This is a genomic window from Pseudomonas sp. DL (genome assembly GCF_047199225.1).
In the GTDB taxonomy this organism is placed as follows: Bacteria; Pseudomonadota; Gammaproteobacteria; order Pseudomonadales; family Pseudomonadaceae; genus Pseudomonas; species Pseudomonas aeruginosa.
On the sequence record NZ_CP178323.1, the window covers coordinates 4,634,209 to 4,647,336 of the forward strand.

Sequence of the window (13,128 nt, forward strand, 5' to 3'; positions counted from 1 at the left end):
TATGTCTGTCGTGAAACGTCACTGGCGCCGTTTTCTGGTCGCCGCCCTGGTGCTGATCGTCGGTGCCGCCCTGCTGCTCTGGAGCCGACCGGCGGCCCAGGCGAAACTGGAAGCCCTGGACCTCGACGACGGCGGCCACGCCACCCTTGCCGAACCCGGCGAGAAGCCGCGCTCGCGGGTGGTGGTGATCGCCGCCCCCGAACAGCAATTGAACGACGCCCAGATGCTGAACCTGGCTCACGACAGCGCCGCCCGGGTGATCCAGTACTTCCCTCCGGAAAACGGCGATTGCAGGGCGCAGCAGTCCCGGCTCGAAGCGGTCATTGCCCGCCTCGGCGGCAAGCCGAACCTGGTCGCCGGCATCGGCCCGGGCTCGACCACCGCCTGGCGCTGGCTCGCCAGCCAGGACGACGACAAGGCCAAGGCGCTCTCGGTCGGCTTCGACATTGCCCTGGCCGAGCGCGACTGCGACGCCCCGCTGCCGCACCAGGCGTCGCACGGCCAGTGGCTGCTGGCCTGGAACGACAACCCGGACGACGACACCGCAGTCTTCGTCCGCAAGCAGTCGAGCGCGGAAACCAGCATCAGCGACTACGACACCCCGCTGTCCGACGTGCTCGCCCATCAGTTGCGCCTGCAACTGCAAGGCAACGCCGAGGCCCTGCCGGTACTCGAGGTCCCCGCGGCGCAACCCTCGGACATCGTCACCCTGTTCTATTCCGGCGACGGCGGCTGGCGCGACCTGGACAAGGACTCTGCCGAGCATATGGCCAGCATGGGCTACCCGGTGGTCGGCATCGACACCCTGCGCTACTACTGGCAACACAAGAGCCCGGAACAGAGCGCCGCCGACCTCTCCAAGCTGATGCAACACTACCGCGAGAAGTGGGGCGCGAAACGTTTCGTCCTGGCCGGCTACTCGTTCGGCGCCGACATCCTGCCGGCGATCTACAACCGCCTGCCCGGAAAGGACCAGCAGCAAGTGAAAGCCATGCTGCTGCTGGCGCTGGCGCGGACCGGCAGCTTCGAGATCGAAGTGGAAGGCTGGCTGGGCAAGGCCGGCGAGGAAGCCGCCACCGGCCCGGAAATGGCCAGATTGCCGGCAGCCAAGGTGTTCTGCATCTATGGCGCCGAAGAAAAGGACGAAAGCGGCTGTACCCAATCCCAGGCCGTCGGCGAGAAGCTCGAACTGCCGGGCGGCCACCACTTCGACGAGGACTACCTGTCCCTGGCGAAGAAGATGCTCCAGGCCATCCGCGACCGCGAGAACGCTCCCGACGCCTGATCGCGATCAAGCTCTCCCCGCTCCGCCCTTCTTGTCCCCGGTCGGCGCCAGCTAGACTGAGCCTGCCGGGGGCATTCAGGCTGGCTTCAGCGGAGCCGCCGAGAATACCGGCCGACCCGCCTCAGAGCGGGCTCCCGAGAGCCGAAGAGAAGGAACCGTGATGAGCTGGAAAAACACCGAATCCCGTTATGGGAGCCTGACCATTGCCCTGCACTGGCTGACCCTGCTGCTGATCGCCGGGGTCTACGCCTGTATCGAACTGAAGGGCAATTTCCCCAAGGGCAGCGAAACCCGCGAACTGCTCAAGCAATGGCACTTCATGCTTGGCCTGAGCGTTTTCCTGCTGGTCTGGTTGCGCCTGCTGGTGCGCCTGGCCACCCCTACCCCGCGCATAGAGCCCGCCATCCCCGCCTGGCAGGCGACGCTGGCCAGGCTGATGCACTACGCCCTCTACCTGATGATGATCGGCCTGCCCTTCGCCGGCTGGCTGATCCTCAGCGCCGCCGGCAAGCCGATACCGTTCTTCGGCCTGGAGCTACCGCCGCTGGTCGACAAGAACCCCGACCTCGCCGGGCAAATCAAGGAATGGCACGAAACCATCGGCAACGCCGGTTATTTCCTGATCGGCCTGCACGCCGCCGCGGCGCTCTTCCATCACTTCGTCAGCCGCGACAACACCCTGGTACGGATGCTGCCGCAACGGCGCTGAGAAACGCGCAAAAAAACGCGCCCAATCGGGCGCGCTTTTTTGCAGCGGAGCGGATCAGATCTCGACCTGGGTTCCCAACTCGATCACCCGGTTGAGCGGCAGGTTGAAATAGCGCAGGTTGCCGTTGGCGTTCTTCAGCAGGAAGGCGAACAACCCCTCGCGCCAGCGCGCCATGCCGATGCGCTTGGATGGAATCACCGTCTCCCGGCTGAGGAAGTAGGTGGTGCGCATCGGGCTGAAGTCCAGTTCGTTGAGATGGCACAGGCGCAAGGCAGCCGGGATGTCTGGCTCTTCCATGAAGCCGAAGTGCAGGATCACCCGAAAGAATCCGTCGCCATAGGCCTCGACCTCGAAACGGCGATCCGGCGAAACCCGTGGGCTGTCTTCGTTGACCACGGTGAGCAGCACCACCTGCTCGTGCAGCACCTGGTTGTGCAACAGGTTGTGCAGCAGCGCGTGAGGCACCGCGTCGGTACGCGCGGTAAGGAACACCGCGGTCCCCTGGACCCGGTGCGGCGGCTGCACGCGCATGCTGGAAATGAACACCGAGAGCGGCAGCGAGCCCTCGTCGAGACGCTCCACCAGCAGTTGGCGGCCACGCTTCCAGGTGGACATCAGGATGAAGATGACGATACCCGCGATGACCGGGAAGGCGCCGCCCTGGATCACCTTGGGCAGGTTGGCGGCGAAGAACAGGCTGTCTACCGCGAGCATCACGCAGAAGAACGGGACGCCCAGCCACAGCGGCCATTTCCACAGGCGCCAGATCACCACGCCCATCAGCAGGGTGGTGATCAGCATGGTTCCGGTCACCGCCACGCCGTAGGCAGCCGCCAGCGACGCCGAGGACTCGAAGCCGAGCACCAGCAGGACCACGCCGACCATCAGCGCCCAATTCACCCCGCCGATGTAGATCTGCCCCTGCTCGTGGCTGGAAGTGTGCTGGATGGTCATCCGCGGCACGTAGCCGAGCTGGATCGCCTGGCGGGTCAGGGAGAAGGCGCCGGAGATCACCGCCTGGGAGGCGATCACCGTGGCCAGGGTGGACAGCGCCACCATCGGCAGCAGCGCCCAGCCCGGCGCCAGCAGGTAGAAGGGGTTGCGCGCCGCCTCGGCGTTGGAAAGGATGGTCGCGCCCTGGCCGAAGTAGTTCAGCACCAGCGCCGGCAGCACCAGCAGGAACCAGGCACGGGCGATCGGCTTGCGACCGAAGTGGCCCATGTCGGCGTACAGCGCCTCGGCGCCGGTCAGCGCCAGTACGGTGGCGCCGAGGATGGCGACACCGATGCCGGGATGCGAGCTGAAGAAACGCACGGCCCATACAGGGTTCATCGCCTGCAGCACTTCCGGCTGCTGGATCACCCCGTAGACGCCCAGCGCCGCCAGGGCGCCGAACCAGAGCACCATGACCGGGCCGAACAGGATGCCGATCCGCGCGGTGCCGTGCTTCTGGATCAGGAACAGGCCGATCAGCACGATAAGCGCCAGCGGTACCGTCCAGTGCTCCAGGCCGTCGAAGGCGATCTCCAGCCCTTCTACCGCCGACAGTACCGAGATCGCCGGGGTGATCATGCTGTCGCCGTAGAACAGCGCCGCGCCGATCAGGCCGGCAACCACCACGAAAGTCTGCAGCCTGCCGAACGGCGCCGCCGCCCGGCGCGCCAGGGCCGACAGCGCCATCACCCCGCCCTCGCCCTGGTTGTCGGCACGCAGGACGAAGATCACGTACTTGATGGAAACGACCCAGACCAGCGACCAGAAGATCAGCGACAGCACGCCAAGGACGCCATCGTGGTTGGCCTGCACCCCGTAGCCGCCGATGAAGACCTCTTTCAGGGTATACAAGGGACTGGTGCCGATATCCCCATAGCAGACTCCAACCGCCCCGACCATCAGGCCGATGGCAGAGCTGGAATGCCCCTCCGACGTCTCCTCGGCACGCGTCGCTGCATCACTCATGAAACGCTTTCCCCCGGAAAAATTCGGCAAATGCTGCGCCCATGCCGTCCGCGATGCAAGCGCCGAGGCCACGGACTGCTATGACTATAGAAGGCCGGGGAGCCGATTGCCGAGCGCCCGCGGTGAGTTTTTCCAGGGCCGGAAAAGAGCTGCACGGGAGACTGGAAAAGCCGCGGCGCTGCCGCTAGAATTGCGCACTTTTTGATCAGAGGCGCCAGCAAGCGCGCCCGCCTACCGAGGTTAGCCATGTCCACCCCCACTCCCAAAGTCGGCTTCGTCAGTCTTGGATGCCCCAAGGCGCTGGTCGACTCCGAGCGCATCCTCACCCAGCTGCGCATGGAAGGCTATGAGGTCGTTCCGACCTACGAAGACGCCGACGTCGTGGTGGTCAACACCTGCGGTTTCATCGACAGCGCCAAGGCCGAGTCCCTGGAAGTGATCGGCGAAGCCATCGCCGAGAACGGCAAGGTCATCGTCACCGGCTGCATGGGCGTGGAAGAGCACGCGATCCGCGACGTGCATCCAAGCGTGCTGGCGGTCACCGGCCCGCAACAGTACGAGCAGGTGGTTACCGCGGTGCACGAAGTGGTGCCGCCGAAGACCGAACACAACCCGCTGGTCGACCTGGTCCCGCCGCAAGGCGTCAAGCTGACCCCGCGCCACTACGCCTACCTGAAGATTTCCGAAGGCTGCAACCACAGTTGCAGCTTCTGCATCATCCCGTCCATGCGCGGCAAGCTGGTCAGCCGGCCGGTCGGCGACGTGCTGAGCGAGGCCGAGCGCCTGGTCAAGGCCGGGGTCAAGGAACTCCTGGTGATTTCCCAGGACACCAGCGCCTACGGCGTGGACCTGAAGTACAAGACCGACTTCTGGAACGGCCAGCCGGTCAAGACCCGCATGAAGGAACTCTGCGAGGCGCTGAGCAGCATGGGCGTGTGGGTTCGCCTGCACTACGTCTACCCGTACCCCAACGTCGACGACGTGATCCCGCTGATGGCCGCCGGCAAGCTCCTGCCGTACCTCGACATCCCCTTCCAGCACGCCAGCCCGAAGGTGCTCAAGGCCATGAAGCGCCCGGCCTTCGAGGACAAGACCCTGGCCCGGATCAAGCAGTGGCGCGAGATCTGCCCGGAACTGACCATCCGCTCGACCTTCATCGTCGGCTTCCCGGGCGAAACCGAAGAAGACTTCCAGTACCTGCTCGACTGGCTGACGGAAGCCCAGCTCGACCGCGTCGGCTGCTTCCAGTACTCCCCCGTCGAAGGCGCTCCGGCCAACGAGCTGGGCCTGGAGCCGGTGCCGGACGAGGTCAAGCAGGACCGCTGGGAACGCTTCATGGCCCACCAGCAGGCGATTTCCGCCGCTCGCCTGCAGCTCAAGGTGGGCAAGGAAATCGAAGTGCTGATCGACGAAGTCGACGAACAGGGCGCGGTCGGCCGCTCCTGGGCCGACGCTCCGGAAATCGACGGCAACGTGTTCGTCGACAGCGACGAGCTGAAGCCGGGCGACAAGGTCCGCGTGCGCATCACCGATGCCGACGAGTACGACCTCTGGGCCGAGCTGGTCTGAGCCTCCCTGAAGAGCCCCGCCCCGCGGGGCTTTTCATCGCCAACCGTTCCGGAGAGCACGATGCTCAACAACGACGTACTACGCAGCCTGCGCTACCTGCTGGATCTTCCCGATGCACATCTGGCCGAACTGGCCGCCCCGTTCGGCGAGCAAGTCGAAGCGGACCTGCTCGAGGCTTACCTGAAGAAGGAAGACGAAGACGGCTTCCAGGCCTGCCCCGACCGCTACCTGGCGCGCTGCCTGGACGGACTGATCATCCAGCGCCGCGGTCGCGACGAGTCGCGTCCGCTACCGCCGCTGGAGCTGCCGTTGAGCAACAACATGATCCTGAAGAAGCTGCGGGTCGCCTTCGAACTCAAGGAGGAAGACCTCCATGCCATCCTCGACAGCGTCGACTTCCCGGTCTCCAAACCCGAGCTGAGCGCCCTGTTTCGCAAGCCCGGCCACAGCAACTACCGGACCTGCGGCGACCAGTTGCTGCGCAACTTCCTCAAGGGCCTGACCCTGCGCGTCCGTGGCTGAACGCGCGGAGCCGCTGCTGGCGGTTCTGCTCCAGGCGCCGCCCTGCGTCGACCCCTGGTTCCTGGAGTGCCGCCAGGATCGCGCCGGCCTGACCATCCTCGTCCGCGACCTCGCCAACCAGCGCACCTGGCGCGTCGAGTTCGTCGAAGTCGAAGGCCTGCGCCAGCTCGACGCTGCCGACCTGCTGGAATTCTGGCCAGCCTGTGCGGCATCCGAGGGTTGGCTGTACCGGGTCGAGCAAGGCGGCTGGCTGGACCAGGAATGCCGTCGCGAGGGCTTCGTCGCCCGCGAGACCAAGGCCGTCGACGAGTATTTCGTCAATGGCGGCGATCGCTGCCTGAGCGTGCTGTCCTGGTCGCCACCGAAGGTTTCCCCGCTGATCTGACCGCCATGAAAAAAGCCGCCCGTGGGCGGCTTCTCGCGTGGCGCTCCGGCTACATCAGGAAGATCGTCGCCAGGCCGAGGAAGATGAAGAAACCGCCGCTGTCGGTCATCGCAGTGATCATCACGCTGGAGCCCATCGCCGGATCGCGTCCGAAACGATGCAGGGTCATCGGGATCAGCACTCCCATCATCGCCGCCAGCAGCAGGTTCAGGGTCATCGCGGCGGTCATCACCACGCCCAGTTCCCAGTTGCCGTAAAGATAGAAGGCCACCACGCCGATCACTCCGCCCCACGCCAGGCCGTTGACCAGCGCGACGCCAAGCTCCTTGCGCAGCAGGCGGTTGCGACTGTTGCTGGTCGGCTGTACCTGGTCGAGCGCGATGGCGCGGACGATCATGGTGATGGTCTGGTTGCCGGAATTGCCACCGATGCCGGCAACGATCGGCATCAGCGCGGCCAGCGCCACCAGTTTCTCGATGGAGCCTTCGAACAGACCGATCACCCGCGAGGCGACGAAGGCGGTGATCAGGTTGGTGGCCAGCCAGGCCCAGCGGTTGCGCACCGACTTCCAGACCGAGGCGAAGATGTCTTCTTCTTCACGCAGACCGGCCATGTTGAGGACTTCGCTTTCGCTTTCCTCACGGATCAGGTCGACCATCTCGTCGATGGTCAGACGACCGATCAGCTTGCCGCCCTTGTCCACCACCGGCGCGGAAATCAGGTCGTAACGCTCGAATGCCTGGGCGGCGTCGTAGCCGTCCTCGTCCGGGTGGAAGGTCACCGGGTCGGTGGCCATGACTTCCAGCACTTGCTTGTCCGGATCGTTGACCAGCAGGCGCTTGATCGGCAGCACGCCCTTGAGCACGCCGTCGTAGTCGACCACGAACAGTTTGTCGGTATGCCCGGGCAGTTCCTTCAGGCGGCGCAGGTAGCGCAGCACCACTTCCAGGCTGACGTCCTCGCGGATGGTGACCATCTCGAAGTCCATCAGCGCGCCGACCTGGTCCTCCTCGTAGGACAGCGCCGAACGCACTCGCTCGCGCTGCTGCGCGTCGAGGCTTTCCATCAGTTCATGGACCACGTCGCGCGGCAGTTCCGGTGCCAGGTCGGCGAGTTCGTCGGCGTCCAGGTCCTTGGTCGCGGCGATGATCTCGTGGTCGTCCATGTCCGCGATCAGGGTTTCCCGGACCGCGTCGGAGACTTCGAGGAGGATGTCGCCGTCGTCCTCGGACTTGACCAGTTGCCAGACCGTCAGGCGGTCGTCCAGCGGCAGCGATTCGAGGATGTGGGCGATGTCGGCGGGGTGCAGTTCCTCCAGCTTGCGCTGGAGTTCTACGAGATTCTGCCGGTGGACGAGGTTTTCCACCCGGTCATGGTGCTGGCCTTCCTGACGATGGGTCAGGTCTTCCACCACCTTGTGGCGATGCAGCAGTTCGACCACCTGCGCTAGGCGGTCCTGCAGGCTTTCCTGCGGCTTCTTGGCTTCTACTTCGGTCATAGCGCGCTCCACCCCCAGTAGCGGAGCACGCCAAAGGGGTCAATCAGAAACGTGATTGGTCAAACGGGAAACTGTTCGAGTTTCTACTGGGTAAGTCCATGGGGGTGTTCCAAGGGCCCTCTCGGGGCAGATACGGATAATGATAACACTCCGCTTGCGTTTTGCGCGTTACAAAATGGCGGCAAGAACAAGCGCTTGCGGCACAAAGTTCATCGTCACTCGACGCCTGACTGCGACGCCGGAAATTTCACTCAGGACACTCGGCCCCGCGGAAAAAGGCAACGCGTTAGCCTGCACTCACCCTTATCCGACCCGGAGTGCCGCCCATGCGTTCCCTGTCCCTCCTTCTCCTCCTCTCGCTGGCGTCCACCTGCGAGGCCGCTGCGGTATTCCGCTGCGAAGACGCCAGCGGCCATGTCAGCTTCACCCAACTCGGTTGCCCCGCCGGGCAGGCCGGCGAGACCGTCGTGGCGGACAACCCGCCGCCGGGAGGCAGGAGCGTCACGCCGATGGCCGAGACGAAGACGAAAAAGGCGTCCATCGGCCGGAAAAGCGTGCCGCTCGCGGTGATCGGAGAAAGAGAAGATCGCTGCGGCAGACGCCTGGACGAGAAGGAACGCCGCAAGGCGATCGTGGAGCAGCGGATCATGGCGGGAATGACCCGCTCCGATGTGGAGCGGGCGCTGGGAAAGCCGGACCGGGTCAGCGGGAACAATGCGGAGGTGCGTTATCAGTACAAGGCCGACAAGCGACGGGGAGCGAGAAGCGTGAGCTTCGATCAGGAGGGATGTGTGAAGGGAAAGGGAAGGTACCGGGTGGAGCGAGTCGATCCCGGGAGCTAAGGCCGGGCCGTCCTCATACCGATGAAAGCAGGACCGGCATCGCCCTTAGCGTGCCGGGCAGGGTGTCGCCCTGCCTGCATGGAAAAGACGGACGACAGTCTTCAGCAACCTACCGCCTGCCCGCCGCGCACGCCTCTGGCTGGCGGTTATGGTCAGGCTCAATCCTCTTTCTGCGGTTCGCCGGGCAACAACGCGCGTGATGAACAGACCGCGATACAGGTGGAATCCCGTTTGCACGTCCACCGTTTCGGAAGCGCCTTGCAGTGAAGTCAAGGCAGCGATGCCCTTGCGCACACGGCACTCGTTCAACGCGCGGCTGCCTCCCTCCATCGGCAGCAAGGAGGGCAACGGCTCGCCAGCGGGCGCATGGTCGACAATGCTGCCGACGATGGTGATGAGCTGGTCGCCGCGCGCGCTGACGGCAGCCTGCGCGAGGTTTTCGGAAATCACCGCATCCAGGCGAACGATGCCGACGTGACGATTGATCAACATGACCATGGATCTCTCCTCTATGTATGGATGGCATCGCTACGATGCATCGCAACGACCTCTAGGAAGCCGTTCCACCCGTCCCCCCGGAGGCCTGCCCGGGAGCGGTGCGCTCGAGGTCGACGAGCAGCACGTGTTCGTGAGCGAGAACAAGGTCGAAACGAGCCTGCCCCAGCGCCTGGCCATCCTGCACGACGGACAGGTTTTCGATGGGTGTCAGGCGCAGCAGGCTGGCCTTCAGCACGCGCAGGCGCTCGCCGGCATTGCCTGACTGCAGCAGGCAGCGGGCATCCTGCAGGTACTGGTGCGCCTCAGGACCATGCCAGGTCAGGCGAAAGATGCTCTCGCAACTGGCCAGCAGGGACTCCTGCTCGCCACTGGCGGAAAACTCCCGCCGCACCTTGCCAAGCAGGCTCGAGGACTCCAGGCGCAAGGTCATGAAGGGGATGGCCGGCGGGGCCAGCAGTTGATCGGCATCGATGACGCTGCCGGCGGGCAGGCCGAACAACTGCCGCAACGTTTCGCGCAGGGCGGCGTGATCCAGGCGCACGGTTGCACTGGACATGGCGAACTCCTTTTTCAGGATGGATGGATGACGGACAGGCACCGACGCGGCGGATACAACCGCCGGCCAGGCCGGAGCGAAGTACGTTCGTTCAATGCAGGCGCAGGACCCGCGCCAGGTTGCCGCGCGCCTGCAACAGCAGGACCAGCAGCACCAGCAGTACCCCGAGCATCCACGGCGAGAGGTGCTCGGCACGATACAACCCGGCCACTATTCCCAGCGCCTGGCAGCCGGTGCACAACGCCAGCAGGTAGGCGCACAGGGAAACGCCGGGGCGGAAACGCGCGCCGGCGCGGCGATAGGTGATCAGGCGCATGCAGATCGCCGAGCAGACCAGCACGGTCAGGGTGGACAGCGGATCAACCATCGGACTTGCCTCCCCGGCGGCGCAACAGCCCGCGCATCCAGCTGGGCAGTTCGCCGCCACGCATCCACTCGAGCATGCCGATGCCGCCGGTCACGCAGAGGGTCGCGGCGACGAAGGCGGCCATGCCGCTGGTCTGGGTCAACCCGCGGCCGAGCGCCTCGATTCCGGCGTAATAGCCGCCGACCCAGGACACCAGCAGGTAGCCGAGGCGGGTCAGGGCGTTGTAGTCACGGGCGAACACGACAAAGAAGATGGCGCCGCCGAAGCCTCCCAGCAAGGCGTTGCCATCGATACCCGGCAGGTACATGGCCAGGCCGACGCCAGCCATTGCGCTGGCGGCGGAGGCCGCAGAGCTTGGCTCGGACATGGATGACTCCCGGAAATGCAAAGGCCCGCCGAAAAGGCGGGCCCGGAACGGCCGAAGCCCGCATCGGCGGGCTTCGGCCAGAGGAATTTCAATCGTGGAGAATTTATACCTTTATCGTCCCATAGCGTCAATATGGGAAAACCCGTTTTCATACAGAAATTTTTTTAGCGCTCGCCCACGATCCCCACCTCCGCCATCGGCTCCTCCAGCCGCTGCAAGGCCTGGCGCAGCAAAGCGACGACCCGCTCGCGCCATTCCTTGTCCCAGCGATGCAGGGTGCTCTTCGACAGCCCGCTGAGTCGCTCGATCTCGCGGATGCTCGACGGCGGACGACGGAACATGCGCATCAGCAAGGCCAGGGTTGCCCGCTGCTCGATCGGGTCGGCCCCGGGCTTCAGCCAGTCGCGCAAAGCCGCCAGGCCAAGGACGAAATCCCGCCCGCGGGCGAACTCGGCCCGCACCACCGCCAGCTCCAGTGGGTGCGCAGCCAGCTGGCGCTGGGCGAAACGCACGGTCATCACCGCCTGGGCCTGCCATTCGTGCGGACTCAAACCGCTGGGCAGGTGTTCGATGAAGCTGCGATCGAAGCGCTCGCGCAGGCCATCGATCACCATCGCCGTCGACGACTTCGGTCCCGGCTGGTGCTCGAACATCCAGTAGGCCACGGCCAGCGCCTGCTCGGTACTTTGAAACATGGTATTCCCTCCTTGGCCGGCCCACCTGGCTGGCCGCTCGCATTAGCCACCCGCAGTGGCTGTGTTGGGCCGCCGTCCTACCCGACGCGAGTAGGAAAGCGCTGAAATTATGGTAATACCCATATACGGACGCTTGCAATGCCACAGGCACACCCTTAGTCTTTCCACCTATGGAACTCAAAGATCGCATCAAGGCGGCGCGCAAGCACGCCCATCTCAGCCAGGTCCAGCTTGCCCAGGCGGTAGGCATGACCCAGACCTCCATTTCCGATCTGGAGCGCGGCAAGTCCCGCGCCACCAGCTTCGTCGCGCAGATCGCCGGCGCCTGCGGCGTCAACCCCCTGTGGCTGGCGGAAGGTCGTGGCGAGATGCTCGCCGAGCGCGGCCAGGCGAATGCAGGCCCCAATGCCAGTTGGCTTGGCGCAGTAGAGTCATGGGACGACGAAACGCCCCTGGATGCCGACGAGATCGAACTGCCCTTCTACAAGGAGATCGAGCTGTCCGGCGGCAAGGGCAGCACGGTGATCCTGCAGACCGGCGGGCGCAAGCTGCGCTTCGGCAAGTACACCCTGCGCAAGAAGAACATCGATCCGGCCAGTGCAGCCTGCGTCACGGTCAGCGGCAACAGCATGGAGCCGGTGCTGCCGGACGGCAGCACGGTAGGCGTGGACACTAGCGCGCGGACGATCAAGGACGGCGACATGTACGCCTTCGACCACGACGGCCAACTGCGCGTGAAACTGCTTTACCGCCTTCCAGGCGGCGGCCTGCGCATTCGCAGCTTCAACAGTGACGAGCATCCGGACGAGCGCTACGAGCCCCAGGAAGCCGCCGAGCACATCAACGTGATCGGCCGGGTGTTCTGGTACTCGGTGCTGGTCTGACCCCTTCCCGCCCCGCCTGACGACGGGGCCGCGTTCCGGCGGAAGAAAAATCCCGGGCAAAGAAAAAGGGCCTGCATTGCTGCAGGCCCTTTCGGTATGGCGCACTCAGGAGGATTCGAACCTCCGACCGCTCGGTTCGTAGCCGAGTACTCTATCCAGCTGAGCTATGAGTGCGTGTCGGTGCTTTTTCCGGCCACCTGCCGGTAACGCTTGTTTTACCGTGAAAGACCGCAACTGTCGATCCTTCGCTCGCCGAGCCCCTGACGAGAGGAACCCTTCGAAATATGGCGCACTCAGGAGGATTCGAACCTCCGACCGCTCGGTTCGTAGCCGAGTACTCTATCCAGCTGAGCTATGAGTGCGTCGTGGGGGCGCATTATAGATTGTGGATTTTATCCGTCAAGCGATTTTTTCAATCAAATCAGTAACTTAGTTACCAAGATGGCTTTCGCCGCCTGAATCAACCTCTAACACTTGAATGGCGGAGAGGGGGGGATTCGAACCCCCGACACCCTTTTGAGGTGTACTCCCTTAGCAGGGGAGCGCCTTCGGCCACTCGGCCACCTCTCCGCAACACGGGGCGCATGATACCCATCTTTACCCCGTTTGCAAAGGGAAAATTAGATAAAAATTAATGGTTTGGCTCTTGATCTTTCTCTTTCTGGATGCGCTGGTAAATTTCCTCCCGGTGTACGGCGACTTCCTTCGGCGCGTTGACGCCGATGCGCACCTGGTTCCCTTTGACACCCAGTACCGTCACGGTGACGTCGTCACCTACCATCAGGGTCTCTCCGACCCGACGAGTCAGAATCAGCATTCCTTTCTCCTCACGCGAATATTTCAGGACAACAGTCTGCAAAAAAGAAATGGCGGCGGATCCGCAGAAATCAAGAGCGCGATCCTTCACCCAGTATTGACCAGTCCCGCCGGAATGAAAGTTCCTGCCAAACGGTCAAAAACGACAAAAGGCGCGGGGTTGCCGCGCCTTTCGC

General features: G+C 64.2%; 15 protein-coding genes and 3 tRNA genes. 7 read left to right on the top strand and 11 right to left on the bottom strand.

From position 1 onward, the window contains the following. Position 1: 1 nt before the first annotated feature. Both ACI766_RS21615 and ACI766_RS21620 read left to right on the top strand, forming a co-directional pair. Positions 2-1,285 (top strand): virulence factor family protein, encoded by a 1,284-nt coding sequence (locus ACI766_RS21615; protein WP_003112596.1) that lies wholly within the window; start codon positions 2-4, stop codon positions 1,283-1,285. 160 nt (positions 1,286-1,445) lie between these two features. Beyond that, positions 1,446-1,994, top strand: coding sequence for a cytochrome b (locus tag ACI766_RS21620; protein WP_003112597.1), 549 nt, complete (start codon positions 1,446-1,448; stop codon positions 1,992-1,994). A 54-nt stretch (positions 1,995-2,048) separates the two neighbouring features. On the opposite strand, the gene ACI766_RS21625 is transcribed toward ACI766_RS21620, so the two are convergent. Further along, positions 2,049-3,953, bottom strand: a complete 1,905-nt coding sequence (locus tag ACI766_RS21625; RefSeq protein ID WP_003104754.1) for a potassium transporter Kup — start codon at positions 3,951-3,953, stop codon at positions 2,049-2,051. Between the two features lie 246 nt (positions 3,954-4,199). Here ACI766_RS21625 and rimO point away from each other — a divergent pair, with 246 nt between their 5' ends. The 3 genes from rimO to ACI766_RS21640 are packed head-to-tail and all read left to right on the top strand — an operon-like array spanning position 4,200 to position 6,429. Then, entirely contained in the window at positions 4,200-5,522 is a 1,323-nt protein-coding gene (gene rimO / locus ACI766_RS21630) for a 30S ribosomal protein S12 methylthiotransferase RimO (RefSeq protein WP_003086001.1), read from the top strand. Positions 5,523-5,582: 60 nt separating this feature from the next. After that, entirely contained in the window at positions 5,583-6,044 is a 462-nt protein-coding gene (locus ACI766_RS21635) for a DUF1456 family protein (protein WP_003104756.1), read from the top strand. Continuing rightward, positions 6,037-6,429 (top strand): hypothetical protein, encoded by a 393-nt coding sequence (locus ACI766_RS21640; RefSeq protein WP_003085997.1) that lies wholly within the window; start codon positions 6,037-6,039, stop codon positions 6,427-6,429. The genes ACI766_RS21635 and ACI766_RS21640 overlap by 8 nt, the downstream gene beginning before the upstream one ends. 49 nt (positions 6,430-6,478) lie before the next feature. On the opposite strand, the gene mgtE is transcribed toward ACI766_RS21640, so the two are convergent. Beyond that, entirely contained in the window at positions 6,479-7,927 is a 1,449-nt protein-coding gene (gene mgtE, locus ACI766_RS21645; RefSeq protein WP_003085996.1) for a magnesium transporter, read from the bottom strand. Between the two features lie 326 nt (positions 7,928-8,253). On the opposite strand from mgtE, the gene ACI766_RS21650 reads away from it, so the two are divergent. Then, the gene (locus tag ACI766_RS21650; protein ID WP_003117115.1) at positions 8,254-8,769 is read left to right on the top strand and encodes a DUF4124 domain-containing protein; all 516 of its coding nucleotides are present in this window, start codon (positions 8,254-8,256) and stop codon (positions 8,767-8,769) included. A gap of 45 nt (positions 8,770-8,814) precedes the next feature. On the opposite strand, the gene ACI766_RS21655 is transcribed toward ACI766_RS21650, so the two are convergent. From ACI766_RS21655 to ACI766_RS21675, 5 genes are all read right to left on the bottom strand, one after another. Beyond that, a complete protein-coding gene (locus tag ACI766_RS21655; protein ID WP_004348313.1) occupies positions 8,815-9,267 on the bottom strand; it encodes a hypothetical protein in 453 nt (150 codons plus the stop codon). Positions 9,268-9,319: 52 nt separating this feature from the next. After that, positions 9,320-9,823 carry an LIC_12616 family protein gene (locus tag ACI766_RS21660; protein WP_003117116.1) on the bottom strand — a complete coding sequence of 168 codons (504 nt, stop codon included), beginning with the start codon at positions 9,821-9,823 and terminating at the stop codon, positions 9,320-9,322. A 91-nt stretch (positions 9,824-9,914) separates the two neighbouring features. Next, complete coding sequence (locus ACI766_RS21665; RefSeq protein WP_003085989.1) at positions 9,915-10,190, bottom strand: phage holin family protein; 276 nt, start codon at positions 10,188-10,190, stop codon at positions 9,915-9,917. Then, positions 10,183-10,557: a phage holin family protein gene (locus ACI766_RS21670; protein WP_003104765.1), complete on the bottom strand. Its 375-nt coding sequence runs from the start codon at positions 10,555-10,557 to the stop codon at positions 10,183-10,185. The genes ACI766_RS21665 and ACI766_RS21670 overlap by 8 nt, the downstream gene beginning before the upstream one ends. A gap of 164 nt (positions 10,558-10,721) precedes the next feature. Then, positions 10,722-11,252, bottom strand: a complete 531-nt coding sequence (locus ACI766_RS21675; RefSeq protein WP_003085984.1) for a hypothetical protein — start codon at positions 11,250-11,252, stop codon at positions 10,722-10,724. Positions 11,253-11,422: 170 nt separating this feature from the next. Here ACI766_RS21675 and alpR point away from each other — a divergent pair, with 170 nt between their 5' ends. Then, positions 11,423-12,136, top strand: coding sequence for a transcriptional regulator AlpR (gene alpR / locus ACI766_RS21680; protein ID WP_003085982.1), 714 nt, complete (start codon positions 11,423-11,425; stop codon positions 12,134-12,136). 97 nt (positions 12,137-12,233) lie between these two features. Here alpR and ACI766_RS21685 read toward each other — a convergent pair. From ACI766_RS21685 to csrA, 4 genes are all read right to left on the bottom strand, one after another. Next, positions 12,234-12,310, bottom strand: a tRNA-Arg gene (locus ACI766_RS21685). Between the two features lie 111 nt (positions 12,311-12,421). Continuing rightward, positions 12,422-12,498 (bottom strand) — tRNA-Arg (locus ACI766_RS21690). A 117-nt stretch (positions 12,499-12,615) separates the two neighbouring features. Next, positions 12,616-12,706, bottom strand: a tRNA-Ser gene (locus tag ACI766_RS21695). A gap of 61 nt (positions 12,707-12,767) precedes the next feature. Then, a complete protein-coding gene (gene csrA / locus ACI766_RS21700; RefSeq protein WP_003085981.1) occupies positions 12,768-12,953 on the bottom strand; it encodes a carbon storage regulator CsrA in 186 nt (61 codons plus the stop codon). Between the last annotated feature and the right edge of the window lie 175 nt (positions 12,954-13,128).